This window comes from Corallococcus sp. CA049B (genome assembly GCF_003611685.1).
In the GTDB taxonomy this organism is placed as follows: Bacteria; Myxococcota; Myxococcia; order Myxococcales; family Myxococcaceae; genus Corallococcus; species Corallococcus coralloides.
In genome coordinates this window covers 1-23,307 of sequence record NZ_RAWC01000020.1, presented here as the reverse complement: position 1 = coordinate 23,307, position 23,307 = coordinate 1, and the positions used below count along the sequence as shown (strand labels likewise).

The window sequence follows — 23,307 nt, the reverse complement described above, 5'->3', positions numbered from 1 at the left end:
GTTAGGCACTGGCCGCGAGTTGTGCCGCGGCGTCGCGGACGCGGCTCTCCCCGGAGAGGAGTTTCGGCAGCAGCATGTTCCGCAGTGCCGCAAGCGTGCGGCTTTCAGTGCGGTTGTGATCTATACGTTCGTCTAGCGGCTCCAACACCTGAGCAATCTCCATCTGATCTTCGATGGGAGGCAGCGAGATTTTCATTCGGGACTGGTCTCGCAGATTCACGTAGTCGGCCATGTCGGTCTGCCCCTTGACTGCTGCAGCCTGCGCCCAGAACTCAGAACTACGGAGCCAGTGCCAGAGGAAAATCGGGTTGACCCGATCTTGGATGAGAGGGCGCCAGTAGCACAGTTGGGGCGAGTAGACGCAGGGGGCTGTTCGAGCCGTGACGCGAGCGAACCTGCCAACGGTTCCCTTCGATGTGAAGACCACATCGCCTCGGCGCGAGACTTTCTCTCGCGCCTTGCTCAGCGCTTCATCGCCGAGCAGGTCGGCGCCATCGAGAGCGAATCCGTCGCTGACATCACCTGCTCGGACAAAAGGCAAACCGGTGTCAGCCATCTCGCTGTTCTTGGCGCGGTAGCCATCTCCAATCGCGAGTGCCCCCTCGTCGAGAAGAATCTTCACGGGCACTTGTACTTCTGGACGGGAAATGAATTGACTGAACCAGGACCGGAACAGCGCTTGGGCCAAGGCCTCTAGGGTCTGGTTCATGCGGCGGTCGAGGTCGATCTTTTCGTCGAGCGGTCGCAGGATGCCTGCCATCTCGCGTTGCTCGAAGAGTGGGGGCACCACTACCGGGATCCTCTCGATCACTCCTTGATTGAGGGAAGCCATGGTTGTCCCGGTCGCATGCTGAAGCAACCATGCCCGTGTTGCCGGACTCTGAATCTGGTACGCGAAGAAGGACGGGTCGCACTCGTCGGACAACCGGAGGCGAATCCCGTCCGAACCCAGGAACCATCCCGCTTCCGAGTTCCTTACCAGCGCTGACCGGTCAACTGCTCCCTTGCGGCCAAAGACGATATCGCCAGCTTTCAGCACGTACTCCGGCAACCGAGCGAGCACGGCTGGAGGGACACGGGGGGTTGCCCGATGAAGCCGAAACGAGCCGTATCCAATCTCGCCTACCGAGATCACCGGCACGCCATCGGTGGAGTACTCATTTGCCTTCAAAACCGTACCGAAGGGGCCTGTCTTAATGCTGCCCCCCTTGGCACGGATGAGGTCCCCAACGGTTGTCTGGACCCAGTCGTTACGCATCGCGGCTAAGCCTTCGGAGATTGTCGCGGATCGCAGCTTCCAAACGGGCCCCCTCTTCGAACTGCGCCTCAAGTATCGAGGCCAACCGCCGGAACTGAGCAGGGAAGGGTTCGTCGTCGTCCGGAATGTCCTCTGCGCCGACGTACCGGCCCGGGGTCAGTACGAAGCCGTGGCTGCTGATCTCCTCAAGGCGCGCCGCCTTGCAGAATCCGGGTATGTCCTCGTATTTGTCGGCGCCCCTGTCACCACGCCACGCATGGTAGGTCCCGGCCAACCGAGCGATGTCCTCATCGGTCAACTCACGGTGGGTGCGGTCGATCATCCGCCCGAGCTTGCGGGCGTCGATGAACAGCGTCTCGCCGCACCGGTCCCGGCGCCGGTTATTCTTCTTGTCGCGGGCAAGGAACCACAAGCAGACTGGGATCTGCGTCGAGTAGAAGAGCTGACTAGGCAGCGCCACCATGCAATCCACGAGATCTGCCTCGATCATGGCCCTGCGGATGTCACCCTCGCCGCTCTGATTCGAGGACATGCTGCCGTTCGCCAGGACGAAGCCCGCTGTCCCGGTCGGCGACAGGTGGTTGATGAAGTGTTGGACCCAGGCGAAGTTCGCATTGCCGGCTGGGGGCACCCCGAACTTCCAGCGTACATCCTCGCGGAGTCGCTCACCGCCCCAGTCGCTGTCGTTAAACGGCGGGTTTGCCAGTACGTAGTCAGCCTTCAGATCCTTGTGCTGGTCTCGATGGAAGCTGTCAGCATTCTCGGCGCCGAGGTTCGCGTCGATGCCCCGAATCGCAAGGTTCATCTTGGCCAAGCGCCAGGTCGTGGGGTTCGATTCCTGACCAAAGATGCTGATGTCCCCGCGCTTGCCGCCGTGGGCCTCCACGAACTTCTCACTCTGGATGAACATGCCGCCGCTACCGCAGCAGGGGTCGTAGACGCGGCCACGGTACGGCGCCAGCATCTCCACGAGTAGCTTCACCACGGACCGTGGCGTGTAGAACTGGCCGCCCTTCTTGCCCTCGGCACTGGCGAACTCTGAGAGGAAATACTCGTAGACCCGGCCGAGGATGTCCTTGCTGCGGTTCTCCCGATCGCCAAGGCCGATGCTGCCGATGAGGTCGATCAGCTCGCCAAGGCGCTGCTTGTCGAGCCCCGGGCGGGCGTACTCCTTTGGCAGGACGCCCTTGAGGTTAGGGTTGTCTCGCTCGATGGCGACCATGGCGTCGTCTACGAGTTTGCCGATGGTCGGTTGCTTCGCTTGCGCTTGGAGCTGAGTCCAACGTGCCTCTTGGGGGACCCAGAAGATGTTCTCGGCCCGGTACTCGTCCGGGTCTTCGGGGTCTGCACCCTGGTCGGCTTCAGCCAGAAGCTGGGTCCGGCGCTCTTCGAAGGCGTCGCTGACGTACTTGAGGAAGATCAGGCCGAGGACCACATGCTTGTACTCAGCGGCATCAAGGTTGTTGCGGAGCTTGTCTGCCGCCTGCCAGAGGGTGGCCTCGAAGCCGAGATCGCCGCCGTTCTTCTCGGTGCGAGCCCGTTTACTCGTTCCGGCTTGAGGCTGGGCAGCCACGGACGCATTGGCAGCAGTCTCAACTTCGTCGCTGGTTTCGCCGAGGTTCAGGATGCGCTGGACGAGGAGCTCCTTCTCACGGCCCCCCCGGTCCAATCCCAGAGCTTCGCAGATGGCCTGAAGCTCCTCGCGCTTGAGCAGGCCGAGCAATTCCCCGAAGTCCACGGACCCGGACCGAATGATTGCGCTGATGTGGTTCTCAGCGACTCGACGGTCGCCGACGTCCAACTTGAAGTGGTCGGAGAGGCGAATGAGCCGGTCACGGGAGAGATTCTCAAGCGCTGAGCGCCGCTGCTGAGGAGTCAGGGGAGGGGAGGGAGCCATCGGCGATGGAACATACCGCAACCGCCAAGGTGCTCCCCCAGTTCACGGGTCTTCCGCTTCTACTCAGCGCTGCTGGACTCCGAGCATGCGGCACTGCGTGAATCTCTCAAGGCCTCGGGCCCCGTCGTTTTAGAGGGCACGCCGATGGAGAAGCGAGGCGAGTCGCAAGGGGATTGACGTACGCAATCCGTATGTCATCGACCCCCAGAAACGGTTCAGCCCCGTAGGCACCCTGTGTCTCCAGGGCACCTACGGGGCTGTTCCAGTGTCCCCGACGGGATTCGAACCCGTGTTACCGGCTTGAAAGGCCAGCGTCCTGGGCCTCTAGACGACGGGGACGTCGTCACTGCTTGAGTCGCGGGGGGCTCGAACCCCCGACCCTCGGCTTAAAAGGCCGGTGCTCTACCAGCTGAGCTAGCGACTCGCTATTCTTTTTTTGGCACCGGCCGCGGATCCGCCAGCGGCCCCGCGAGGCGCTTCCTACCAGCAGCGCCCGGGGAGTTCCACTGGCGATCGCAGGCGCCCCTTCCTGACATGCCCCATCCCGACCCGCGGTGAACATCCGCCGGCCCGGCGCCCTCCACCTGTCAGCGTCCGGCGCTATACACAGGGCATGTCCCAGGAAGCTCCCGAACCGCCCGACGACACCCCCGAGGACGAAGAGGCAGGGGAGCAGGCCCCGTTCCGCCGCTACCTCACCCGCACGGGCGCCGAGCGCATGCACCGCGAGCTGCTCCAGCTGCTCAACGAGGCCCGCCCCAAGGTCACCGCCGAGGTCTCCGCCGCCGCCGCCCAGGGCGACCGTTCAGAAAACGCCGAATACATCTACGGCAAGAAGCGCCTGCGGGAGATCGACCGGCGCATCCGCTTCCTCTCGAAGCGCCTGGACACCGCCACCATCGTCACCCCTTCGGAACAGGGGGAGCGCTCGAAAGTCTACTTCGGCGCCACCGTGACCCTGGAGGACGAGGCCGGAATCCGCAGCACGTACCAGATTGTCGGTTCGGACGAGATCGACGCCTCCGGAGGCCGCATCAGCGTCGAATCACCCATGGGCCGCGCGCTCCTGCGCAAGACCCTGGGCGACACCGTGGAGGTGCGGCGCCCACGGGGTGAGATTGAGCTCACCCTGGTGGACATCCGCTACGACTAGGACGCCCCCATGCCCCGGACGCCAGAGCTCAGCTCCCATGCTCGCCGCACCTATTCGCGCCTGAGCAGCGCGGACCTGGCCGCGTCCGCGGAGGAGTCCCTGTCCCTGGACGACCTGGGCCTGGAGTCCGGCGGTGACCGCGTGGGCCTGGCGTTCGGCACCTACAGCCAGGAGGGCCTGGAGCACGCCCTCCGGGCCTACGGCTTCGCGCAGCGCCTGGAGGAGCGGGTGGGCCCCGTCCACGTGCGCCTGTCCTGCCAGGATCCGTTCCAGCCGCGCATCACCGTCCTGAGCCGCCGCTACCACGCGGCCGTCGTGGACCTGTCCCTGCGCCAGTCCCTGGGGGCGGAGGTCGGCTTCACCCGCTCGGCCGCGGAGGCGCCGCTGCTCTACGTGGACAGCCTCCTCCTGCAGCACCCGGGGCGCCCCTTTGACTGGAACCGGCCGCCGCTCCCGGGACAGCTCCATCCCGGACTCTCCCTGTCGCGCGACCTGATGGAGCTCCTGCACCTCATGGCCCGCCGCATCGGCGCGGAAGGCGTGGCGCTGATGCCCGCGACCTTCTCCGCGGCGTGCGTCTATGAGCCGCGCTTCACCTTCGGGGACGGCGCCGCGCAGGGGCACTTCAGCGCCCTTCGTCGCGCGGGCCGCGGCTGGCCCCGCTGGCTCCTGGCGTGGGCGGTGGAGCTGGGCTGCATGCGGGACGCGCAGGGACAGACGGCCCCTTTCACGCCCTCTCCGATGATCAGCCCCCTGTCGCGGCGGGTGGCCCGGCGGCTCGACACGAACGGTTGGCACAAGGCCTGGCGCTTTCACGCGAAGCAGGTGCTGTCCCTGGACGAAGAGTCGCTGCAGGCGCGCTTCCCCTGGGCCCGCATGCCCCCCGGCCCCCCGCCCGAGAGGGTGGTGGAGGTCCTGGGGTATGATCCGCTGGCGCCCGCCTCTCCGTTCCAGGACGCCGGCGAGCCCGCGCCCGCCGCGCTGCGCACGGCCGCGACCTCCTGAGGGCCCGCTGTAGCGCCCTGTGCCGGAACCGCCGTGCTGTTTCGGACGGACCTTCGCGCTTGCGGACGGGAATGCGGCTGGTGGCCCCTCGTTCGGTGCCTATATTGGAAGGCGTCGGTCCTCCACGGTCGTCGCTCGCCGTCAGCAATCGCACCCGAACCAGGTCAGGTCGCGAAGCCCTCGATGCGAAAGAACTTCATCCTCGACACGAACGTCCTCCTCCATGACCCCCGCAGCATCTACGGGTTCAAGGACAACAACGTCATCATCCCCATCTACGTCATCGAGGAGATCGATCAGTTCAAGCGCGATCTCTCCGAGCTGGGGCGCAACGCGCGGCTGGTGGCGCGCTACCTGGACTCCTTCCGCGCCGAGGGCTCCTTGAAGGAGGGCGTCCCGCTGCCGCACGGCGGGATGCTCCGCGTGGCCTTCACCGACCGTTCGCTGCCGTCCTCCATGGCGGACGGCAACCTGGTGGACAACCGCATCCTCGCGGTGGCCCTGGACGTGATGGAGACCGAGCCGGAGACCCAGGCCGTCTTCATCACCAAGGACACCAACCTGCGCATCCGCGCCGACGCCCTGGGCCTGTCCGCCCAGGACTTCGACACCGAGCGCGTCGAAATCACCGACCTCTACACCGGCTTCACGGAGCTGCTCGTTCCCACGGAGATGGTGGATCAGCTCTACAAGCCCGGCGGTGAGGTGGAGGTGCCCGCCCAGGACCGGCTCTTCCCCAACCAGCTGGTGCTGCTCAAGGACGAGCTCAACCCGTCCCACACCGCCATGGCCCGCTTCAGCGGCGCCAAGGCGCGGCTCGTGCCGCTCGCGCGCAGCAGCAAGGAAGGCACCTGGGGCATCCGTCCGCGCAACATGGAGCAGGCCTTCTGCCTGGACCTGCTGCTCAATGACGACATCAAGCTCGTCACGATTGTCGGCAAGGCGGGCACGGGCAAGACGCTGCTCGCCATCGCCGCGGGCCTGCAGAAGGTGACGGAGGAGGGGCTGTACCACAAGCTGCTGGTCAGCCGTCCCATCTTCCCCCTGGGCCGGGACATCGGCTACCTGCCCGGCAGCGTCGAGGAGAAGCTCAACCCCTGGATGCAGCCCATCTTCGACAACGTCGAGTTCCTCATGAACCTGAGCCGCGCGGACAAGAAGGCCGGGCGCGGCCACCATGAGCTCATCGACCTGGGGCTGATGGAGATAGAACCGCTCACGTACATCCGCGGGCGCAGCATCCCCAACCAGTTCATCATCGTGGACGAGGCGCAGAACCTCACCCCGCACGAGGTGAAGACGATCCTCACCCGCGTGGGCGACAACACGAAGATCATCCTCACCGGCGACCCGTTCCAGATCGACAACCCGTACGTGGACTCCACGAACAACGGACTCGTGCACGTGGTCAACCGCTTCAAGAACGAGAAGATCGCCGGCCACATCACCATGGCCAAGGGCGAGCGCAGCATGCTGGCCGAGTTGGCGGCCAACCTGCTGTAGAGCGCCGAAGGCCCGTGCCTGATAGAGACGTGTCATGACCCAGGACGGCACCGACAAGCCCGACGCCCCCGGCGAGGAGAAGAAGCCCCTCGTCGAGTACCCCTCCGTCTACGAGTACAAGGTGATGGGCAAGGCGACGGTCGAGGAGACGCCCGGCTTCGAGGAGCACGTGCGCTCGCTCTTCCGGCGGAAGCTGGGGTCGGAAGTCTCCCCGGACTCCATCCACGTGCAGCACAGCCGCAAGGGGAAGTTCGTGTCCCTGAGCGTGTCCGTGCTGCTGTTGTCCGAGGAGCAGCGCCGGGCCATCTACGCGGAGCTGCACCAGGATCCCCGCATCGTCTACTACCTGTGAGGCAGGCGGTGCGCGGCCGGATGCCCCAGGGCGCCCGGAGGCCGCCGGCGGCTGGAAGTCCGGCCGGGGTGCGTATATGAGGGTGGAATGAGTCCCGCCGAGCACTTCCCGCTGTACCACCCGCCGGGGGCGCAGCGCGCGTTCGGATCCGACGACGCCACGCGCCGCTTCGCCAAGGTGGCCCAGCTCGAGCAGGGCTCCCGCGTGCTGGTGCTCGGCTGTGGCCCGGAGGGCGGCGCCGCCGTGCTGCTGGCCCAGGAGCTCAAGTGCTCCGTGGTGGCCGTGGACACGGATGAGGCCCTGGTGTCCCCCGTCCGCGAGCGCGTGCGCACCCAGGGCCTGGCGGACCGGATTGAAGTGCGCCGCGTGGCGCCGGACGCGCTGGGCATGCTGGATGGCCCCTTCCACGGCATCCTCGTGTCGGGGCGCGTGCAGTACCCGCTAGACGTGTCGCTGCGCGTGTTCCGCCCGCTGTTGGGCAAGCGCGGCCGGGTGGGCTTCACCTTCCCGGCGAAGGTGGGCCGCTTCACGCCCAAGCCCGTGCTGGACTTCTGGGAGAAGCGCCTGGGCGCGCCGCTGCTCTTGCCGCGCGAGCTGCTCCAGGCGCTGGAGAACGCCGGCTTCGAGCCGGAGTCCGTGGAGTCGCTGCACGACACGGAGCTGGACGCGCTCTACAAGGACATGGAAGCGAACCTGCCGGAAGGCGCCTCGCCAGAGAGCGCCACCTTCCGCGAGGAGCTGGCCCTGCACCGCGAGCACAACCAGCGGCCGGGTGTCAGCTACGCGTTCGCCGTGGGCCGTCGCAAGGAGCCGGGCGAGAAGCCCCCGGCGTCGCGCGACCGCGGCTGAAGCCTGTCGGAGTCTTGCTGCGTGGGGGAGGGCCCGGAGACTCAGGGCCCTTCAACCGCCGGGACCGCGGCTACTGCACGCCGTTGAAGTCGAGCAGCTCGATGGACTCGGGCGCCACGGACAGCGTGACCTGCTCGCGGTAGCCGGCCGCGTCGCCGCCGACCTGGAAGGGCATGGGGCGCGCGAAGCGGATGGTGACCTCGCGGGCGTGGAAGTCGTGCAAGCCTTCCGGAGCCCAGCGGCCGTTCCAGAGGCGGGGGAGGTTGGCCAGCACCTGCGTGGGCGACACCTGGCCCAGGCGCAGCTGCAGGAAGCCCCGGCGGTCATTCGCGTGGGGGAACATGCGGAAGCCGTAGCCGTAGAAGGGCATGGTGCCCGCGGCGGCCATCATCAGCTTGCCCCGGAAGAGCAGCGCGCCCGGCGCCAGCGGCCCGCCCACCGTCTGGCCCTCCGCGCCCAGGCGGTAGGCTTCCGACGGGCCGTTGACCACTTCGCACTCCACCAGCACGGAGCTGGTGAGGTAGTGCGGCACCGTCTTGAAGGCCACCGCGGAGAAGTAGCCGCCACCGCCGGACATGACCCGCTTGAACATGCCCTTGCCCAGCGACTCCTTCACGGAGATGTAGTCGTTGAGCACCTTGCCATCCACGCCCAGGCCCGCGAAGGGCGCGCGCTGGCCGTCCACCTGCACCAGGTCCATGGTGCGCACGCTGGGGAACTCCGCCGCGCGGGCGCGCACCACGTCGTTGAGGATGCCGTCGCCCCGGGTGCTGGACGCGTTGACGAACGCCGCGATGCCGTTGCCCGTGCCCAGCTTGAGGATGCCGAAGCGCGGCGCGGCCTGGCCGGCGAACTTCCCGCGCGGGCCCACCTGCTGCAGCACCTCGTTGACGAAGCCCATGAAGGTGCCGTCGCCGCCGCCGGTGAAGACGGTAGGGTAGCCCCGCTCCAGCACCGTCTGCGCGATGCGCCGCGCGTCCAGCGGCGAGCGCGACAGGAACAGGTCCTCTTCCGGCACCACGTGCGACAGCAGCTTGACGACCCGGGCGTCCACCTTGCGGGCGTTCGCGTTCAGCAGCACCGCGACCTTCGGTTCGGCGGACGGCTGCGCCGCGGGGGAGCGGCGGAAGTCCGTGGAACGCAGGGGCTGAACCAGCATGGACGACTCCAAAGGGGCGGGGAGCGGTATGACAGCGATGACGCGGTTTGGACTGTGCACTTTTCTCGCCAACCCCTGACGCGCGGTGTCAGGCGGGCGGGTTGAAGTGATTCCGAGGGGTTGAACGGTCCGCTGGTGTCCAAAATGCCCGCCCGGTTGCTACCGCGGGGTGACGGCAGTGTAGAGCGCGTTACGCACCCGTGGCGCGCGGATGGCGTTCCGGTGACACGCGGCCGGCCGGGGCTGCGCACTGCGCTACGCAGCGGGCGTCATCACCTTTGCTCTGGGTGCCCGGGCCCGCGGTGAAACCCGCCCTCGCGTTTGACACGCCGGGGGGGGTGGTTACGTTGGGCTTACATCGGGATTTCGCAGGAAAAACGCAGTCATTTCCAGAGGATGGGAACCGTGGGCAAGATTATCGGAATCGACCTGGGCACCACGAACAGCGTGGTGGCGATCATGGAGGGTCGCGAGCCCAAGGTCATCGTCAACGAAGAGGGAGCCCCCACGACGCCTTCGGTGGTCGCGTTCACGAAGGACGGGGAGCGCCTGGTCGGTCAGGTGGCGAAGCGCCAGGCCATCACCAACCCGGAGCAGACCGTCTACTCGGTGAAGCGCTTCATGGGCCGCCGTTTCGAGGAGACGACCGAGGAGGCGAAGCTCGTCCCCTACAAGGTGGGCCGGGGCCCCAACGGCGACGCGCGCGTGGACATCGCCGGCAAGCAGTACAGCGCGCCGGAGATCAGCGCGCAGGTGCTCTTGAAGCTCAAGCGCGCCGCGGAGAACTACCTGGGTGAGAAGGTGACGGAGGCGGTCATCACCGTCCCGGCGTACTTCAACGACGCCCAGCGCCAGGCCACGAAGGACGCCGGTGAGATCGCCGGCCTCACCGTGCGCCGCATCGTGAACGAGCCCACCGCGGCCGCGCTCGCGTACGGCATGGACAAGAAGAAGGATGAGAAGATCGCCGTCTACGACTTCGGCGGCGGCACCTTCGACGTGTCCATCCTGGAGGTGGGCGAGAGCGTCGTGGACGTGCTCGCGACGAACGGCGACACGCACCTGGGCGGCGACAACATCGACCTGGAGATCATGAACTGGCTGATCAGCGAGTTCAAGAAGGACACCGGGCTCGACGTCAGCAAGGACAAGATGGTCATCCAGCGCCTGAAGGAGGCGGCGGAGAAGGCCAAGATCGAGCTGTCCAGCGCGACGCAGACGGAGATCAACCTGCCGTTCCTCACGGCGGATGCATCTGGCCCGAAGCACCTGAACGTGAAGCTCACGCGCGCCAAGTTCGAGCAGATGATTGGCCCGCTGGTGGAGCGTTCGCTGGAGCCGTGCCGCAAGTGCCTCAAGGACGCGGGGCTGGACCCCAAGGAACTCAACGAGGTCGTGCTGGTGGGCGGCACCACGCGCATCCCCATGGTGCAGGAGGCCGTGAAGCGGCTGTTCGGCAAGGAGCCCAACCGCTCCGTGAACCCGGACGAGGTCGTGGCGGTGGGCGCCGCGGTGCAGGCGGGCGTGCTCTCCGGCGAGGTGAAGGACATCCTCCTGCTGGACGTGACGCCGCTGTCGCTGGGCGTGGAGACGCTGGGCGGCGTGATGACGAAGCTCATCGAGCGCAACACCACCATCCCCACGCGCAAGTCGGAGACCTTCTCCACGGCGGCGGACGGCCAGACGCAGGTGGAGATCCACGTGCTGCAGGGTGAGCGCGAGATGGCGGGCGACAACCGCAGCCTCGGCCGCTTCCACCTGACGGGCATGCCCCCGGCGCCGCGCGGCGTGCCGCAGATTGAGGTGACGTTCGACATCGACGCGAACGGCATCCTCAACGTCAACGCCAAGGACAAGGCGACCGGCAAGGAGCAGAAGGTCACCATCAGCCACTCGTCCGGCCTGTCGAAGGACGAAGTGACCAAGATGGTCGACGACGCGCGCAGCAACGAGAGCGCGGACAAGGCGCGCCGCGAGCTGGTCGAGGTGAAGAACCAGGCGGAGAGCCAGTCCTACGCCGCGGAGAAGATGATCAAGGAGAACAAGGACAAGCTCACCCCCGACGTGGCGAAGGCCATCGAGGACGGTGTCGCGGAGCTGAACTCCGTCCGCGAGGGGCAGGACAAGGACGCCATCAAGGCGGCCCTCGAGAAGCTCCAGCAGGCCAGCTACAAGGCGGCGGAGGAGATGTACCGGGCCACCGGCGGCGCGCCGGGTGCCACGCCTCCTCCGGGCGCCGAGCCCTCCGCGGCTCCGGGCTCCAGCGCCCAGCCGTCCGCGAAGGACGACGTGGTGGACGCCGAGTTCCGCCAGTCTTGATGCCGTGAGCCTCCCGCTTCGAGGCGGGGGCTGAAGTCCAAGGGCCGGTGCTCCGACGAGGGGCGCCGGCCTTCTTCTTTTCCGCGGCGGTGGACGGGTGTGCCGGACGTGGGATGAGGGCCGGGAGCAACCCCGCGAATTCACGCGGGCGCGGGTGGCGGAAGCACTGCAAGGGGCGGGTGGGTTCCTCGCTGTCCACCCTGAAGGTGTCCCGCCATGTCCCGCATCGACTCCCTGCTGTCCGGCGTCCTCCCCGACCTCCCCGCGCCCGAGGGCGTAGCGCTTCCCCTGGCCCCGCGCTCGGAGGTGCCTTCGCGGACGTCGGCCGCTCCGGCCAACTCCGTGGAGGTGTTTCGGGGGACCGGCGCGCCGGCCACGACTCCCGCGCGGGCGCCGCAGGTGGCGCCCCGGGCGCGGGAGGGCAACGGCTTCGACTTCGGCGTGGGGGGCGCGTTCCCGCCGAAGCCCACGGGCTCCATCCAGGAGCAGCTGAAGCAGGGGGCGCGGCTCCTGGAGCAGACCCAGGCCGCCGCGTTCAGCGTGACGTTGGACAAGGGCGCCTCGATGGATGCCTACGCGCGCAAGCAGCTGGGACACCTGGACCCGAGCCCGCCCATCGCGGGGGCTCCCACGGCGCTCACCGACTACACCAGCACCCTCCCCGGTGTGTCCGCGAGGGACGCCTTCGAGGCCTTCGTCAGCAACCCGGAGCTGCTCTTCGGCGCGGCGGGCATCTCACTGCGGCCAGCGGCGAGCGCGCTGACGGACGGCGCCCGGCTGTTCCTGGAGGAGCAGGGGCCGCCGCCGGTGTGGGCGCCCATCACCGTGAAGCTCAACGAGACGGAGCGCGTCGTCCACATCACCACCCTGGACGGGCACCCGCTGCGCGGTACCAACCAGTTCGTCTTCGACGACGACGGCAGCGGCGGCACGCGCATCCGACAGTACTCGGCCTTCCAGGGCAGCTCCCCGGCGACGTCGGTGGGCATGGCGCTGATGGATCCTATTGAACGGCAGCACGACATCTGGCGCAGCGTGCACGGACAACTGCATGAGATGTTCAAGCCGCGTTGACATACTGGGCGCAAGGGGACGCTGACGCATGACGACGCTCCAGACGACGCCGCCGGGACATGACGTGGTGCTCTACGACAGCCACTGCCGCGTGTGCAGCGGCGCCGCTCGGGAGATGCGCAAGCTGGTGGGTGGGCAGGGCACGGAGCTGCTCTCGTTCCGCGACGAGGGCGTCCTGGCTGCCTTCCCGGGGGTGAGCTTCGAGCGCTGTGAGAAGGCCATGCAGCTCATCCAGGCGGATGGCCGGGTCCTGGAGGGAGCGGAGGCCATTGTCCGCGCGCTGGGCCGGCGGCCGTTGGGGCGGCTGCTCTACGTGTACTACGTCCCCGGACTGCGGCAGCTGGCGGACGCCGTGTACGGGGTGGTGGCCCGCTACCGCTTCCGCATCGCGGGTCGCAACTGCCCCGACGGGGCCTGTGCGGTGCACTTCAAATAGGGGGAGGGGCGCGGGTAGCATGCGGCCTTCCCCGCATCCTCCTCTGGCCCCTTCGTGACTTCGCCTCCTCCCAACCTGCAGGCCGCCCAGTCCTTTCGCCGCTTCTTCGGGGAGCTGCGGGAGACGTACCTGGAGCGGGAAACGCTGTTCACGCAGATTGAGCTGGCGCTGCTCTGCCGCGAGCACGTGCTGGTGGTGGGGCCGCCCGGGACGGCGAAGAGCGCGGTCGCCAGCGCCGTCCTGGGGCGCATCACGGACGAGGTGTCCGGGCTGCCGTCGCTGTTCTCCAAGCAGATCGCGGAGACGACGCTGCAGACGGACCTCATCGGTCCGGTGGACTTCAAGGTGCTCACGGAGACGGGGCGCACCGAGTACCTCACCGACGAGGGCATGCTGGGCGCGGTGCACGCGTTCCTGGACGAGGTCTTCGACGGCCGGGACATGCTGCTGCGCTCCATCCTCAACGTGATGTACGAGCGGGAGCTGAAGCACGGCCGCAAGGTGACGGCCGGCCGCACCGAGTGCGTGGTGATGACGAGCAACCGGTACCTCACGGAGGTGCTGGCGCGCTCGCCGGAGCTGCTGCTGGCGTTCGCGGACCGGTTGAGCTTCATCAGCTTCGTGCCCAAGGCCTTCGCCCGGCGGGAGAGCCGGGCCGCCATGCTGCACCGCTTCGTGCACGGGACGCGGCCGGACCTGCGCGCCACGCTGACGCTCCAGCAGTTGGATCTGCTCCAGGACGCGGTGGCCCAGGTGAAGGTGCCCGGCCACGTGTTGGAGGGCGTGGAGATGCTCACGGACGCGCTGGAGCGCGCGCTCGTGGCGCAGGTGTCGAAGCTGCCGGACTACGTGCCCACGAAGTACTTCTCCCAGCGCTCGGTGGTGAAGGCGCTCTGGACGCTGAAGGCGGCGGTGGTGCGCGATCAGATCTACCGCCGTCCGGACCGGCCGCTCGAGGCGACCGTCGAGGACCTGGACGCGCTGCGCTGGTTCTTCCTGTTGGGCGGTCCGCCCGCGGCGGAGGCGGACGCGCTGCTCAAGGCGGCGGTGGACCCTCGCGAGCGGGCGCAGCTGGAGATCGTCCGGCTGGAGCAGCGCACCTTCGACGAGGTGCTGGGCAAGGTGCGCCAGGAGCTGGGCGGCGGCGTGGAGCGCGAGGCGACGACGCTCGCGGCCGCCGACGACGTGAACGCCGCGGAGGGCCTGAGCCGCAACTGGCAGGCGGGCGTGGTGTCCACCACCGCGCGCGGCGTGCTGGGCAAGCTGGTGCCCGGGCCTCGCCACGGCCAGAACCGGGCGCCGCTGCTGGTGGCGGCGCGTGCGCTGGTGGCGGCCCTGGAGCAGCGGCTGTCGCGGGGCATGACGGCGGGGCAGGGGGAGGGGCGCGGCGGCGTGGCGTTGCTCATCGCCATCCGCGACGTCCTGGAGCTGAGCCGGGCGGTGCCGGAGCTCAAGCCGGGCTACCCCGCGCTGTGCGAGTCGGCCGCGCGCTTCCTGGAGCAGGCGCTGGAGATGAGCGCGTCCGCGGCGGAGGGGCTGGCGTTCGAGGACAGCGTCAAGATGGAGTGGCTGATCGGGCTCGCGGAGAACCTGGAGGAGGAGCTGGGCGTGATGGGCTTGCTGGTGGCGCTGATCAGCGAGGAGGTGCCGTCCCTCCACGAGCGGCTGCGCGACGCGGAGCGGAACACGCGCCGCCGGGTGGTGGCCGCGCTTCGGCGCCGGGTGTCGGCGGCGTTCCCCGCGCAGGCGCCCCGGGGCCGCAAGGATCCGCTGGATGCGCTGTCCGCGGACTCGCGCCGGCTCACCCAACTGGAGACCGCCCTGACGGCGTTGGACCCCTCGCAGGCCGGGTTGAAGCAGGAGATGCTCCGGCCGCTGAGCGTGGCGTACGCGCGCGAGGTGCTGGGGGCGACTCCCTTCGAGCGCATCGAACAGTACGGCCGCGCGGTGCAGGCGGTGGCGGAGAACCTGCGGCGCGAGGGCGTGAAGGCGGAGCCGGTGCTCGCCGAGTGCCGCGACCTGATGGAGAACCGTCTCCGGGAGCACGCCCGCGTGCTGTCGCGCGAGGTGGCCAGCCCCCCGCCAGCCCCCAACGCAGTGCTCAGCGGCGACGCGTACACCTACTACCGGGGCGAGCTGTCCGCGCAGGCGCCCGACGGCGAGCTCTACGCGCTGGTGGCCCTGGACGGGCAGCTGATGGCGGCGCGTCCCCCGTCCGCGTCGGCGTTCCTCTCCGACACGGTGCACGCGGCGGTGGGCGAGGCGGAGCTGTCCTTCCTCCAGTCGCGCATCAAGTACCTGCGCAGCTGGCTGACGCAGCTGCTGTCCGCGCTGCCCGCACCGGACGCGCTCAACGGCCGCGCCGACGCGGAGCGCACCTTCGAACGGCTGGTGCGCAGCCGCTTCCCCCAGCTCGCGCTCAAGGAGGGCGAGTTGGTGCGGCTCAATGCCGCCCTGGGCCTGCTGGAGACGCTCCCGGGCGAATTGGGCGAGCGCGCGCGCAAGCTGTCCACCCAGCTTCGCGGCGTCGACGAGGACTTCGGACGCTTCAGCCGGCAGGTGCTGGATCGGCGGACCGCGCCGTGAGCGCGGGGGCCCTGTCCGGAAGGCGGCGCTGAGACGTGCTGGCGCGTCGGCTCACTCCCCTGCGGCAGCGCCTGGATGCGCTCCGCCAGCCCGCGGCGGCCCGTGGCGGCGCGTGGTCCTGGCCCTTCGGCCGCAAGCTGAAGGGGCCGGAGGACCTGGGCCTGCCGGTGCTCGTGGCGCTCGACCGCGAGCTGGATCGCGTGGGCATCCACACCGCCGCGGATGCCCGGCTGCTGCTCGCGCTGGGCACCCAGCGGGGCAGGGCGGGGGCGCTCGCGCAGGGGCTCGCGACGCGCGCCAACCAGGCCCTGGAGGAGTACGAGGAGTGCCTGCGCCTGGTGGAGAAGGCGCACCGCTCCGGGGAGATGCCTTCGGGGGCCCTCACCGCGCTGGACCGTGGCTTCGTGCGGCTGGCCCGCGCGGTGAAGGTGGCGGATCTCTTCAGCCGTCCGCTGGAGGCCCAGGGCGGTGAGGACGCGCCGTTCGAGATCTTCGAGCGCCCGGCCGGGACGACCCGGGAGCGGCCGCCGGCCAACGCGCGCCTGGCCGTCGCGGAGCTGCTGGCCGCTCGCGCGCGGGACAACGTCATCGACCTGGTGCAGAAGCGGCGCGACCTGGACCTGGCCCACGAGATGCTGCTGCGCCTGGGCACCACGGACGCGGACCGCGCGCGGAGCATGGCGCTGCGCACCGACGTGGCGGAGGCGCGCGAGCGGGTGCGCGAGGTGCCTCCCACGCGCTCCCTGGAGGCGCTGGTGCGCGGCGTGCGGGAGACTGCCCAGAGGGATCCCCGGGGCGCCTACCGTTCGTTGCAGGGCCTCTACGAACGCGCCATCGAAGCGGGAGACGCGGAGCTGGCCTCGGCGGCGCGGCGCGCGCTGACGCCGCTGCTTCCCCCCGAGTCCCGGCTGACGCGGATGGTGGAGGACGCGGAGGCGGGCACGCGGCTCCAGTGGCTGGGAGAGGCGGATGCCGAGGCGGACTCCGGACGCGAGGCGGAGGACGCGCCGGACGAGCAGCTCGCGGACCTGGCGTTCTCCCTGAAGCCGGAGCAGCTGGCCACGTTCGACCTGGCGGCGGGGTGCGCGCGCTTCTTCGACGTGGAGGACGCGCTGTCGGAGGAGATCGTCGAGAAGGACGCCGCCGCCGTGCGCGCCGTCCCGCGCCAGGTGCCCTATCCGACGCAGACGATGTCGTTCGCCACGACGGGCAGCCTGGACGAGGTCCACCACTTCGTCATCACGGACCCTCGGCGCCTGCTCCAGGACCTCGCGGGGCACCGGCAGCTCGTGCGCACGTACCTGGACGACGCGCCGCCCCCCAAGCCGCGCAAGGTGAAGCGCACCGCCGTGCGCGTCTACGTCTGTGACGCCTCCGGCTCCATGCACGGCGCGCGGGCGCGCTTCCGTGACGCGTTGATCATCGCGGAGCTGAACAACCTGCGCGTGAAGGCGCGGCGCGGAGAGAGCTTCGACCCGCTCTACTTCAGCTTCTTCAACGACGTGCCCACGGAGCTGGCCCGCGTGGACACCGCCGCGGAGGCGACCCGGCAGATTGAGAAGCTCTTCCGGGACTCGCCCGCGGAAGGGCAGACGGACATCTCCCTGGCCCTCCTGTCCGCCTTCGACTCCATCCGCGCCGCGCAGGGGCGCGACCCGTACCTCGCGCGCGCCACGGTGGTGCTCATCACCGACGGCGAGGACCGCGTGGACCTGGACCTCATCCGCCGCACGCGCGCGCCCATGGGCGCCCTGGACATCGCGCTGAGCTTCATCTCGCTGGGCGAGGAGAACCCGGACCTCAAGTCCCTGGTGCTGGAGCAGCGCGCCGCGGGAGGCCGCGCCTTCTACCACCCGCTCTCCGACGAGGAGATCCGCTGGGCGCGCACGGAGTTCGACACGCCCTGGCGCACGCTCCTGCCTCGCGACGTGCCGGCCTCGCTGGAGGCCCTGGAGGCCCTGGCCCCGCACCTGGAGGCGCTGGAGGCGGTGGCGGCGGGCCGCGCGCCCGGGTCGGGCGTGGCCGTGGAGGCCTCCTTCGACGCGCTCTTCCCGTCCGCGCCCTCTGCGTCCCTCGTGCCGGAGACGCCCGGCGCGGAGCTGGTGGCGCGGGTGACGGACATCCTGGAGGCGGTGGGCGAGGCCGCGTCGCTCGCCTCCGCGGACCGGCGCGCGACGGAGAGCGTGGTGCTCCTGCAGCACCTGCTGTCCGTCTACGGACTCACGCCCGCGCGCTACCTGGCCGTGCTGTCCGGCGGCGGGCGTCCGGTGGCCGAGGCACTGGAACGGGTGCGGTTGCTCTGCCGCCCGTTCGGGTAGGCTTCGGCTCGCGCCATGTTCGGCTTCCTCAAACGCAAGAAGACCCCCGCGGCGCCCGTGGACCCGTTGGCCACGTTCGACCGGCTCATCGAGGACCTGGAGCGCCAGGCTGCCGAGGTGCGCAAGTCCGCCGCCACGCTGCTGGCCCTCAAGGGCGAGCTCTCCCGCGGCGTGACGCGCTACACGGCCCGCCTGGGCGACATCGCCGGACGGCGGCAGACGGCGCATGACCGGGGAGACGCGAAGGGCGTGGGCGTGCTGGAGCGCGACCGCGTGCAGACCGAGCGCCTGCTGGAATCCACGCGGGAGTCGCTGCGGCGCGCGGAGCGGGACTCGGAGCTGCTGCTCGGCGCGGCCGGCGAGCTGGGCGAGCGCGTGGCGGACCTGCGCATCGAGCGGGAGAGCGCGTCCGCGCGCATGGCCGCGGGCGGCGTCGTCACGGAAGCGCTGCGCGAGCAGGTGGAGCGCTTCGACCGGGTGATGGCGCTGGACGCGGCGCGCGACGAGGTGGAGAAGGCGCACGCCCTGGCGGACATCTACCGCGAAGAGCACCAGCCCCACGCCGCGCCCGAGCGCGTGAAGTAGGGGAGGGCGCTTCTCAGGTCCGCCGCGCCGTCTGGTGCAGCTCCAGCACGATGTTGCCGCCCTTGAAGAGCCGCACCGCGCCGGACGTCTGGCTCACCGTGAGCGCGATGCAGTGGGTGGTGGACGTGATGCCCGCGGAGGCCGCGTGACGCGCGCCCAGGCCCAGGGGAATCTTCACCGTGTCGTCGTTGGAGGACAGGTAGCGGCCGGCGGACAGCACCACGCCGTCCTCGCGGATGACGAACGCGCCGTCCAGCACGGAGAAGTTCTTGATGGCGTCGCGGATCTTCGGGTCGAGCACGTTGCGCTCGGACTCCGACAGGCCCTGGAACGGATTGATGGTGAGCTGCCGGCTCTTCTCCAGCACGCTCGTGTGGTCACCAATCGTGATGATGGTCCCGATGGGGTGGCCCTCGAAGCCCTCCTGGCCAATCTGCAGCGCCAGTTGAATCAGCGCGTCCACCACCTGCGAGTTGAACTCCTCGCCCAGCTTCACGCCCTCGATGGCCAGCCGGTCGTCCAGCGACCCGCCGATGCGCATCTGCATCAGCGTGTCCGGCGCGCGGCCCACCTTGCCCGTCATGCAGAGGACCAGGTCGCCTTCCTTGAACGCACCCTGGGACAGCGCGGACACGAGCGCCACCTTCACCCGCTCCGTGCGCGAGTAGTCGTACGCGGGGATGACGAGCGCGCGGACCTTCTTGTGCAGGAGCTCCTGCGCCAGCTTGTCCATGGTCACCGCGTACACCAGCTTCTTGCGCGCGGGCTTACCCCGGAGGTCCTCCGGCGCAATGGGCGTGTCGCAGATGTAGAGGAAGTGGTCGACCTCGCTCTTGGCGGCCAGGGAGAGCGCCGAGCGCATGAATTCCCGATCGAACTTCGTGTTGTCGCTCAAGGCGCCCCTCATGCACCCTTCGTTTTAGAGCAGGTCAGCTTGACACTGGCAGCTGCATGAATAAAGCTTTCGGGCCCTTTTTTTCGGGGGCAGGCCCCCTCTACCCGTCCAACGGAGCCGCAGGCTGTGAACCAGAAAGATCTCAAGCGTTACAAGAAGATGCTCGAGGACAGCAAAGCGAGCCTGCTCGAAAGCGCGAAGAAGACCCTGGTGGAGGAATCGTCCTTCGACACGGACGACCTGCCTGACGAAATCGACCAGGCCGCCTCCGAGTACACCCAGTCCATGGTCTTCCGTCTGAGGGACCGCGAGAAGTTCCTCCTGCAGAAGATCGACGGCGCCCTCAAGCGCGTGGAGGACGGCACCTTCGGCATCTGCGAGCGCTGCGAGGAGGACATCTCCCCGAAGCGTCTGGATGCGCGTCCGGTGACGACGCTCTGCATCCGCTGCAAGGAAGAGCAGGAGAAGAAGGAGAAGTCGTACGGCTGAAGCCGTGGCTTGACCGGGCCGCACGGGGCTTCCATGCCCGTGCGGTCCGCGCGGCTCGAGCGAAGGACCGCCGCTTCAGGCCGCCGCGGGCTGGATCTCCACCCGCAGCAGCTGGCGGCCGATGAGGAAGTGATCGCCGTTGTCGACGAAGGTCGGCCCCGCCAGGCGGATGAAGGTGCCGTTGGACGAGCCCACGTCGCGCACCATCAGCCGGTCCCCCCTGACCTGTAGCAGCGCATGCCGCCCGGACACGAAGCCGTCCGTGGGGAAGGCGATGTCGCCCTGCTCACGACCCAGCAGGTTGTCGCCGTCCTTGAGCGGGAAGGCCGCGCCGCGCAGGCCGCCCTCCAGCAGCTGGATGAGCCGCAGCCGGTAGCCGGGATCCGGCGAACCCCACACCTGCGTGCCGCCGGGCCCCAGCGCCGCGGCGGGGATGGGCTCCAGCACCATGCGCTGGCGGCCCAGGCGCAGCTCTCCACCGGCGGGCAGCTCACGCTCATTGCGCAGGCGCACGAAGACGCCGTTGGCGCCGCCCACGTCTTCGATGGCGAGGCGGGCGCCGGAGAAGAAGAAGCGCGCCTGCACGGGCATGATGAACGGGTCGTCGTTGAGCGCGATGTCCGCCTGCTGGCCGCAGGTGAGGGTGTCGCGCTGCATGCGCACGAGCGCTTCCGGGCCGCCGTCCGCGCGCACCACGCGGATGGACACCTGGGGGCGCGACGAGATGTGCGCCACGGCCATCACCATGGTCCCGGAGCGCAGCGCCGAGCCGCAAGCTCGGCAGACAGTGGCATCCCGGGAATTCTCGGTGTCACAGCGGGGGCAGTAGTCCACGGCGTCCATGCGAGCGTCCCTTCTAGCAGGCCCGCGCCGCGTTGGGGGGCCCGACAGCGCACGGCTTGCTCCCACCCGAGGGGCATGGTGAAGTCCCGGCCCCACTGACTGGACGCTGACGTGTACTGCCCTTCCTGCGGCGCCGACGCCGAAGATTCCTCCCGTTACTGCCCCGCCTGCGGCGCGACGCTCCTGCGCACGGCGGACGGCGGCGACGAATACGTGGGCAAGACGATTGCCGCCAAGTACCGGGTGGAAGCCCTCATCGGCGAGGGTGGCATGGGCAAGGTGTACCGCGCCCGTCAGCTCGCGCTGGACAAGATGGTGGTGCTGAAGGTGCTGCGCCACACGCTGCTGTCGGACGAGCGCACCGTGGCGCGCTTCCAGCGCGAGGCCAAGGCCGCCAGCCGCTTGAACCACCCCAACTCCATCAGCGTGCTGGACTTCGGTCAGGCGGACGACGGCGCGCTCTTCATCGCGATGGAGTACGTGGCCGGGCAGGACCTGCATCAGATCCTCAGCCGCGAGTGGCCGCTGGGCGAGGCGCGCGTGGTGCGCATCGCCCTTCAAATCCTCAGCGCGCTGTCGGACGCGCACGGCGCGGGAGTCATCCACCGGGACCTGAAGCCCGAGAACATCATGGTGGAGCAGCGCCGCAACGAGCCGGACTTCGTGAAGGTGCTGGACTTCGGCATCGCGAAGATCACCGACTCGCAGGACGAGGGCCCGGCCCTCACGCGCGCGGGCTTCGTGTGCGGCACCCCCGAGTACATGTCGCCCGAGCAGGCGCGCGGCGCGGTGTTGGACCACCGCTCGGACCTGTACGCGGTGGGCGTCATCCTCTACCAGCTGATGACGGGCCTGCTCCCCTTCGAGTCCGACTCGGCGGTGGGCTTCGCCACCAAGCACCTCACCGAGGAGCCGCCTCCGCCCACGCGCCGCCGTCCGGACGCGCGCATCTCCCCGGGAATGGAGCGGCTGATCCTCCGCGTCCTGTCCAAGGACCCGGATGACCGGCCGGCCAACGCCGGGGCCTTCAAGGCGGAGCTGCTCGCGGTGGACAAGGAGCGCCGTCGCGGAGGGGCCGCCGCCAACGACACGGGCGGGCGCCGTCCCCAGGCCTCCGGCGTGCTGGCTCCCATCCCGCGCAAGTCGCAGGCCGCGCACAACGCCGCGCGCAACAACACGGCCTGGAACGACGTGACGGTGGAAGCCACCGTGCAGGGCCTGCCCCACTCGCGCACGCCCGTTTCCGCGGAGGCCACGCTCGCGCAGGAGGGCACGCAGACCTCCGTGGTCGCGCCCGCCTCCGGTGGCGGCGAGGGCATCATCCTCTTCTTCAAGGCGCTCACCACCGTGCTGGTGCTGGGGGCGGTGGGCTTCTTCGTCTACTACTTCGGCATTGGCGCGGGCAGCGGCTCCGAGGGGAACCAGTACGTGGCGCCGCCCAACGCGCCCCGGCTGCTCACCTCCGGCTCGGATCAGCCGGACTACCTGCGGCAGATCCCCAGCAACGCGCGCAACGTGGACAAGGCGCGCAAGCTGACCCAGGACGGGGACCGCGACGTGATGGCCGGGGAGCTGGGCCGCGCGACCTCCAGCTACAAGGAAGCCTTCAACTTCAACCCGGAAGCGGAGCTGGCCCTCAAGCTGGGCGAGCTGTACTGGCAGCGCGACAACACGGACGAGGCCCGCGGCTGGTGGGTGCGCCACCTGACCGACATGCCCGACTCGCGCGCGCGCGCGTACATCGAGGTCCGGCTCGGCAGCCCGGTGGCGCGTCCCTCGTCGCCCTGAGCGGCCGGCAGCGCCCGTCCCGCTCCGGCGGGGGCGGGCTGCTTCGCGTCAGCCCAGCGTCTCCACCTGCATGACGTGCTGGCCCAGGCGGACGCGGTCGCCCGGACGCAGGGGCCGCTCCGTGGCGGGCGGGATGCGCACGAAGGTGCCCAGGCCGCCGGAGAGGTCGCGCAGCATCGCGCCCGTCGCGGTGGGGCTCAGCTCGCAGTGCCGGCCGGCGAGCCCCTCGTCGTTCGGGTACGCGAGGTCGCAGTGGGCCTGTCCGATGGTGAGCAGCGCCGCGGCCGTCACCACCGCGCGGCCCGCCCTGCCACCCATGTGCACCTCCTCCACGCCGTACAGCGCCTGGCCGAGCGGCACGGGCGAGCCATACGGGGTGGGGCGGCCCGCCACGGGCGCGGGGGCCTCCACGCGGCCGGTGAAGCGGAACAGCCGCTGGCCGGCGCTGAAGAGGGCGCGCGGCGCCAGCGGCTCCGTGCCGGCGAAGGTGACGTAGACGCCCGACGCGCTCGACTCGTCGCGCACGAAGAGGGCGCCGTCCTTCACGAGGAAGGTGGCGTGCAGCGGTGACACGAAGACGTCGTCCGGGAAGAGGATGGCGCCGCGCTGGCGGCCCACCACGCAGCCCGTCACCGGGAGCTTGTAGCGCTGGCCGCGCGTCGTCCCGGCGATGACCGCCAGCCCGAAGCGCGACGCCACCGGCGCGGGGCGGGCCGTGGCGCCGGTCGTCGCGGGGGGCGCGCCTGCCGGAACCGGCGCCGTGGCCCCCGTCCCGCCGCGAGGGGGCAGGGCGTTGTC

The 23,307-nt window shown here is 69.5% G+C and carries 19 protein-coding genes and 2 tRNA genes; 13 read left to right on the top strand and 8 right to left on the bottom strand.

Annotated features, from left to right (window positions below; translation table 11 throughout):
• Position 1 precedes the first annotated feature (1 nt).
• From D7W82_RS07005 to D7W82_RS06990, 4 genes are all read right to left on the bottom strand, one after another.
• On the bottom strand, positions 2–1,258 hold the full coding sequence (locus D7W82_RS07005; protein WP_120617581.1) for a restriction endonuclease subunit S: 1,257 nt from the start codon (positions 1,256–1,258) through the stop codon (positions 2–4).
• Positions 1,251–2,981 (bottom strand): N-6 DNA methylase, encoded by a 1,731-nt coding sequence (locus tag D7W82_RS07000; protein WP_233587351.1) that lies wholly within the window; start codon positions 2,979–2,981, stop codon positions 1,251–1,253. Before D7W82_RS07000 ends, D7W82_RS07005 begins: the two co-directional genes overlap by 8 nt.
• Before the next feature lie 440 nt (positions 2,982–3,421).
• Positions 3,422–3,494: transfer RNA gene (locus D7W82_RS06995), tRNA-Glu, on the bottom strand.
• A gap of 12 nt (positions 3,495–3,506) precedes the next feature.
• Positions 3,507–3,579 (bottom strand) — tRNA-Lys (locus D7W82_RS06990).
• Positions 3,580–3,768: 189 nt separating this feature from the next.
• On the opposite strand from D7W82_RS06990, the gene greB reads away from it, so the two are divergent.
• From greB to D7W82_RS06965, 5 genes are all read left to right on the top strand, one after another.
• Positions 3,769–4,308, top strand: a complete 540-nt coding sequence (greB, locus tag D7W82_RS06985) for a transcription elongation factor GreB (RefSeq protein ID WP_120617579.1) — start codon at positions 3,769–3,771, stop codon at positions 4,306–4,308.
• A gap of 9 nt (positions 4,309–4,317) precedes the next feature.
• Positions 4,318–5,313: a deacetylase gene (locus D7W82_RS06980; protein WP_120617578.1), complete on the top strand. Its 996-nt coding sequence runs from the start codon at positions 4,318–4,320 to the stop codon at positions 5,311–5,313.
• 183 nt (positions 5,314–5,496) lie between these two features.
• Complete coding sequence (locus tag D7W82_RS06975) at positions 5,497–6,816, top strand: PhoH family protein (protein WP_120617577.1); 1,320 nt, start codon at positions 5,497–5,499, stop codon at positions 6,814–6,816.
• A gap of 34 nt (positions 6,817–6,850) precedes the next feature.
• On the top strand, positions 6,851–7,168 hold the full coding sequence (locus D7W82_RS06970; protein WP_120596522.1) for a YbeD family protein: 318 nt from the start codon (positions 6,851–6,853) through the stop codon (positions 7,166–7,168).
• 87 nt (positions 7,169–7,255) lie between these two features.
• Positions 7,256–8,017, top strand: a complete 762-nt coding sequence (locus tag D7W82_RS06965) for a cyclopropane-fatty-acyl-phospholipid synthase family protein (protein WP_120617576.1) — start codon at positions 7,256–7,258, stop codon at positions 8,015–8,017.
• A gap of 70 nt (positions 8,018–8,087) precedes the next feature.
• Here the strand turns inward: D7W82_RS06965 and D7W82_RS06960 are convergent, their stop codons facing one another.
• Complete coding sequence (locus tag D7W82_RS06960; RefSeq protein WP_120617575.1) at positions 8,088–9,176, bottom strand: diacylglycerol kinase family protein; 1,089 nt, start codon at positions 9,174–9,176, stop codon at positions 8,088–8,090.
• A 405-nt stretch (positions 9,177–9,581) separates the two neighbouring features.
• Here D7W82_RS06960 and dnaK point away from each other — a divergent pair, with 405 nt between their 5' ends.
• The 6 genes from dnaK (at position 9,582) to D7W82_RS06930 (ending at position 18,494) form a co-directional block, all read left to right on the top strand.
• On the top strand, positions 9,582–11,495 hold the full coding sequence (gene dnaK, locus D7W82_RS06955) for a molecular chaperone DnaK (RefSeq protein WP_120617620.1): 1,914 nt from the start codon (positions 9,582–9,584) through the stop codon (positions 11,493–11,495).
• Positions 11,496–11,711: 216 nt separating this feature from the next.
• On the top strand, positions 11,712–12,569 hold the full coding sequence (locus D7W82_RS06950) for a hypothetical protein (RefSeq protein WP_120617574.1): 858 nt from the start codon (positions 11,712–11,714) through the stop codon (positions 12,567–12,569).
• A gap of 28 nt (positions 12,570–12,597) precedes the next feature.
• Positions 12,598–13,005 (top strand): thiol-disulfide oxidoreductase DCC family protein, encoded by a 408-nt coding sequence (locus tag D7W82_RS06945; RefSeq protein ID WP_120617573.1) that lies wholly within the window; start codon positions 12,598–12,600, stop codon positions 13,003–13,005.
• 54 nt (positions 13,006–13,059) lie between these two features.
• On the top strand, positions 13,060–15,591 hold the full coding sequence (locus D7W82_RS06940) for an AAA family ATPase (RefSeq protein WP_120617572.1): 2,532 nt from the start codon (positions 13,060–13,062) through the stop codon (positions 15,589–15,591).
• Positions 15,592–15,626: 35 nt separating this feature from the next.
• Complete coding sequence (locus D7W82_RS06935; protein WP_120617571.1) at positions 15,627–17,909, top strand: vWA domain-containing protein; 2,283 nt, start codon at positions 15,627–15,629, stop codon at positions 17,907–17,909.
• A 15-nt stretch (positions 17,910–17,924) separates the two neighbouring features.
• On the top strand, positions 17,925–18,494 hold the full coding sequence (locus D7W82_RS06930) for a PspA/IM30 family protein (protein WP_120588307.1): 570 nt from the start codon (positions 17,925–17,927) through the stop codon (positions 18,492–18,494).
• 13 nt (positions 18,495–18,507) lie between these two features.
• Here the strand turns inward: D7W82_RS06930 and D7W82_RS06925 are convergent, their stop codons facing one another.
• Positions 18,508–19,389, bottom strand: coding sequence for a diadenylate cyclase (locus D7W82_RS06925; RefSeq protein ID WP_120617570.1), 882 nt, complete (start codon positions 19,387–19,389; stop codon positions 18,508–18,510).
• Positions 19,390–19,515: 126 nt separating this feature from the next.
• Here D7W82_RS06925 and D7W82_RS06920 point away from each other — a divergent pair, with 126 nt between their 5' ends.
• Positions 19,516–19,878 (top strand): TraR/DksA C4-type zinc finger protein, encoded by a 363-nt coding sequence (locus D7W82_RS06920; RefSeq protein WP_014395767.1) that lies wholly within the window; start codon positions 19,516–19,518, stop codon positions 19,876–19,878.
• A gap of 75 nt (positions 19,879–19,953) precedes the next feature.
• Here the strand turns inward: D7W82_RS06920 and D7W82_RS06915 are convergent, their stop codons facing one another.
• Positions 19,954–20,721 carry an FHA domain-containing protein gene (locus tag D7W82_RS06915; protein ID WP_014395768.1) on the bottom strand — a complete coding sequence of 256 codons (768 nt, stop codon included), beginning with the start codon at positions 20,719–20,721 and terminating at the stop codon, positions 19,954–19,956.
• Positions 20,722–20,832: 111 nt separating this feature from the next.
• On the opposite strand from D7W82_RS06915, the gene D7W82_RS06910 reads away from it, so the two are divergent.
• Positions 20,833–22,509, top strand: coding sequence for a serine/threonine-protein kinase (locus tag D7W82_RS06910; protein WP_120617569.1), 1,677 nt, complete (start codon positions 20,833–20,835; stop codon positions 22,507–22,509).
• A gap of 48 nt (positions 22,510–22,557) precedes the next feature.
• On the opposite strand, the gene D7W82_RS06905 is transcribed toward D7W82_RS06910, so the two are convergent.
• On the bottom strand, positions 22,558–23,307 hold a 750-nt coding region (locus D7W82_RS06905), incomplete at its 5' end, for an FHA domain-containing protein (protein WP_120617568.1).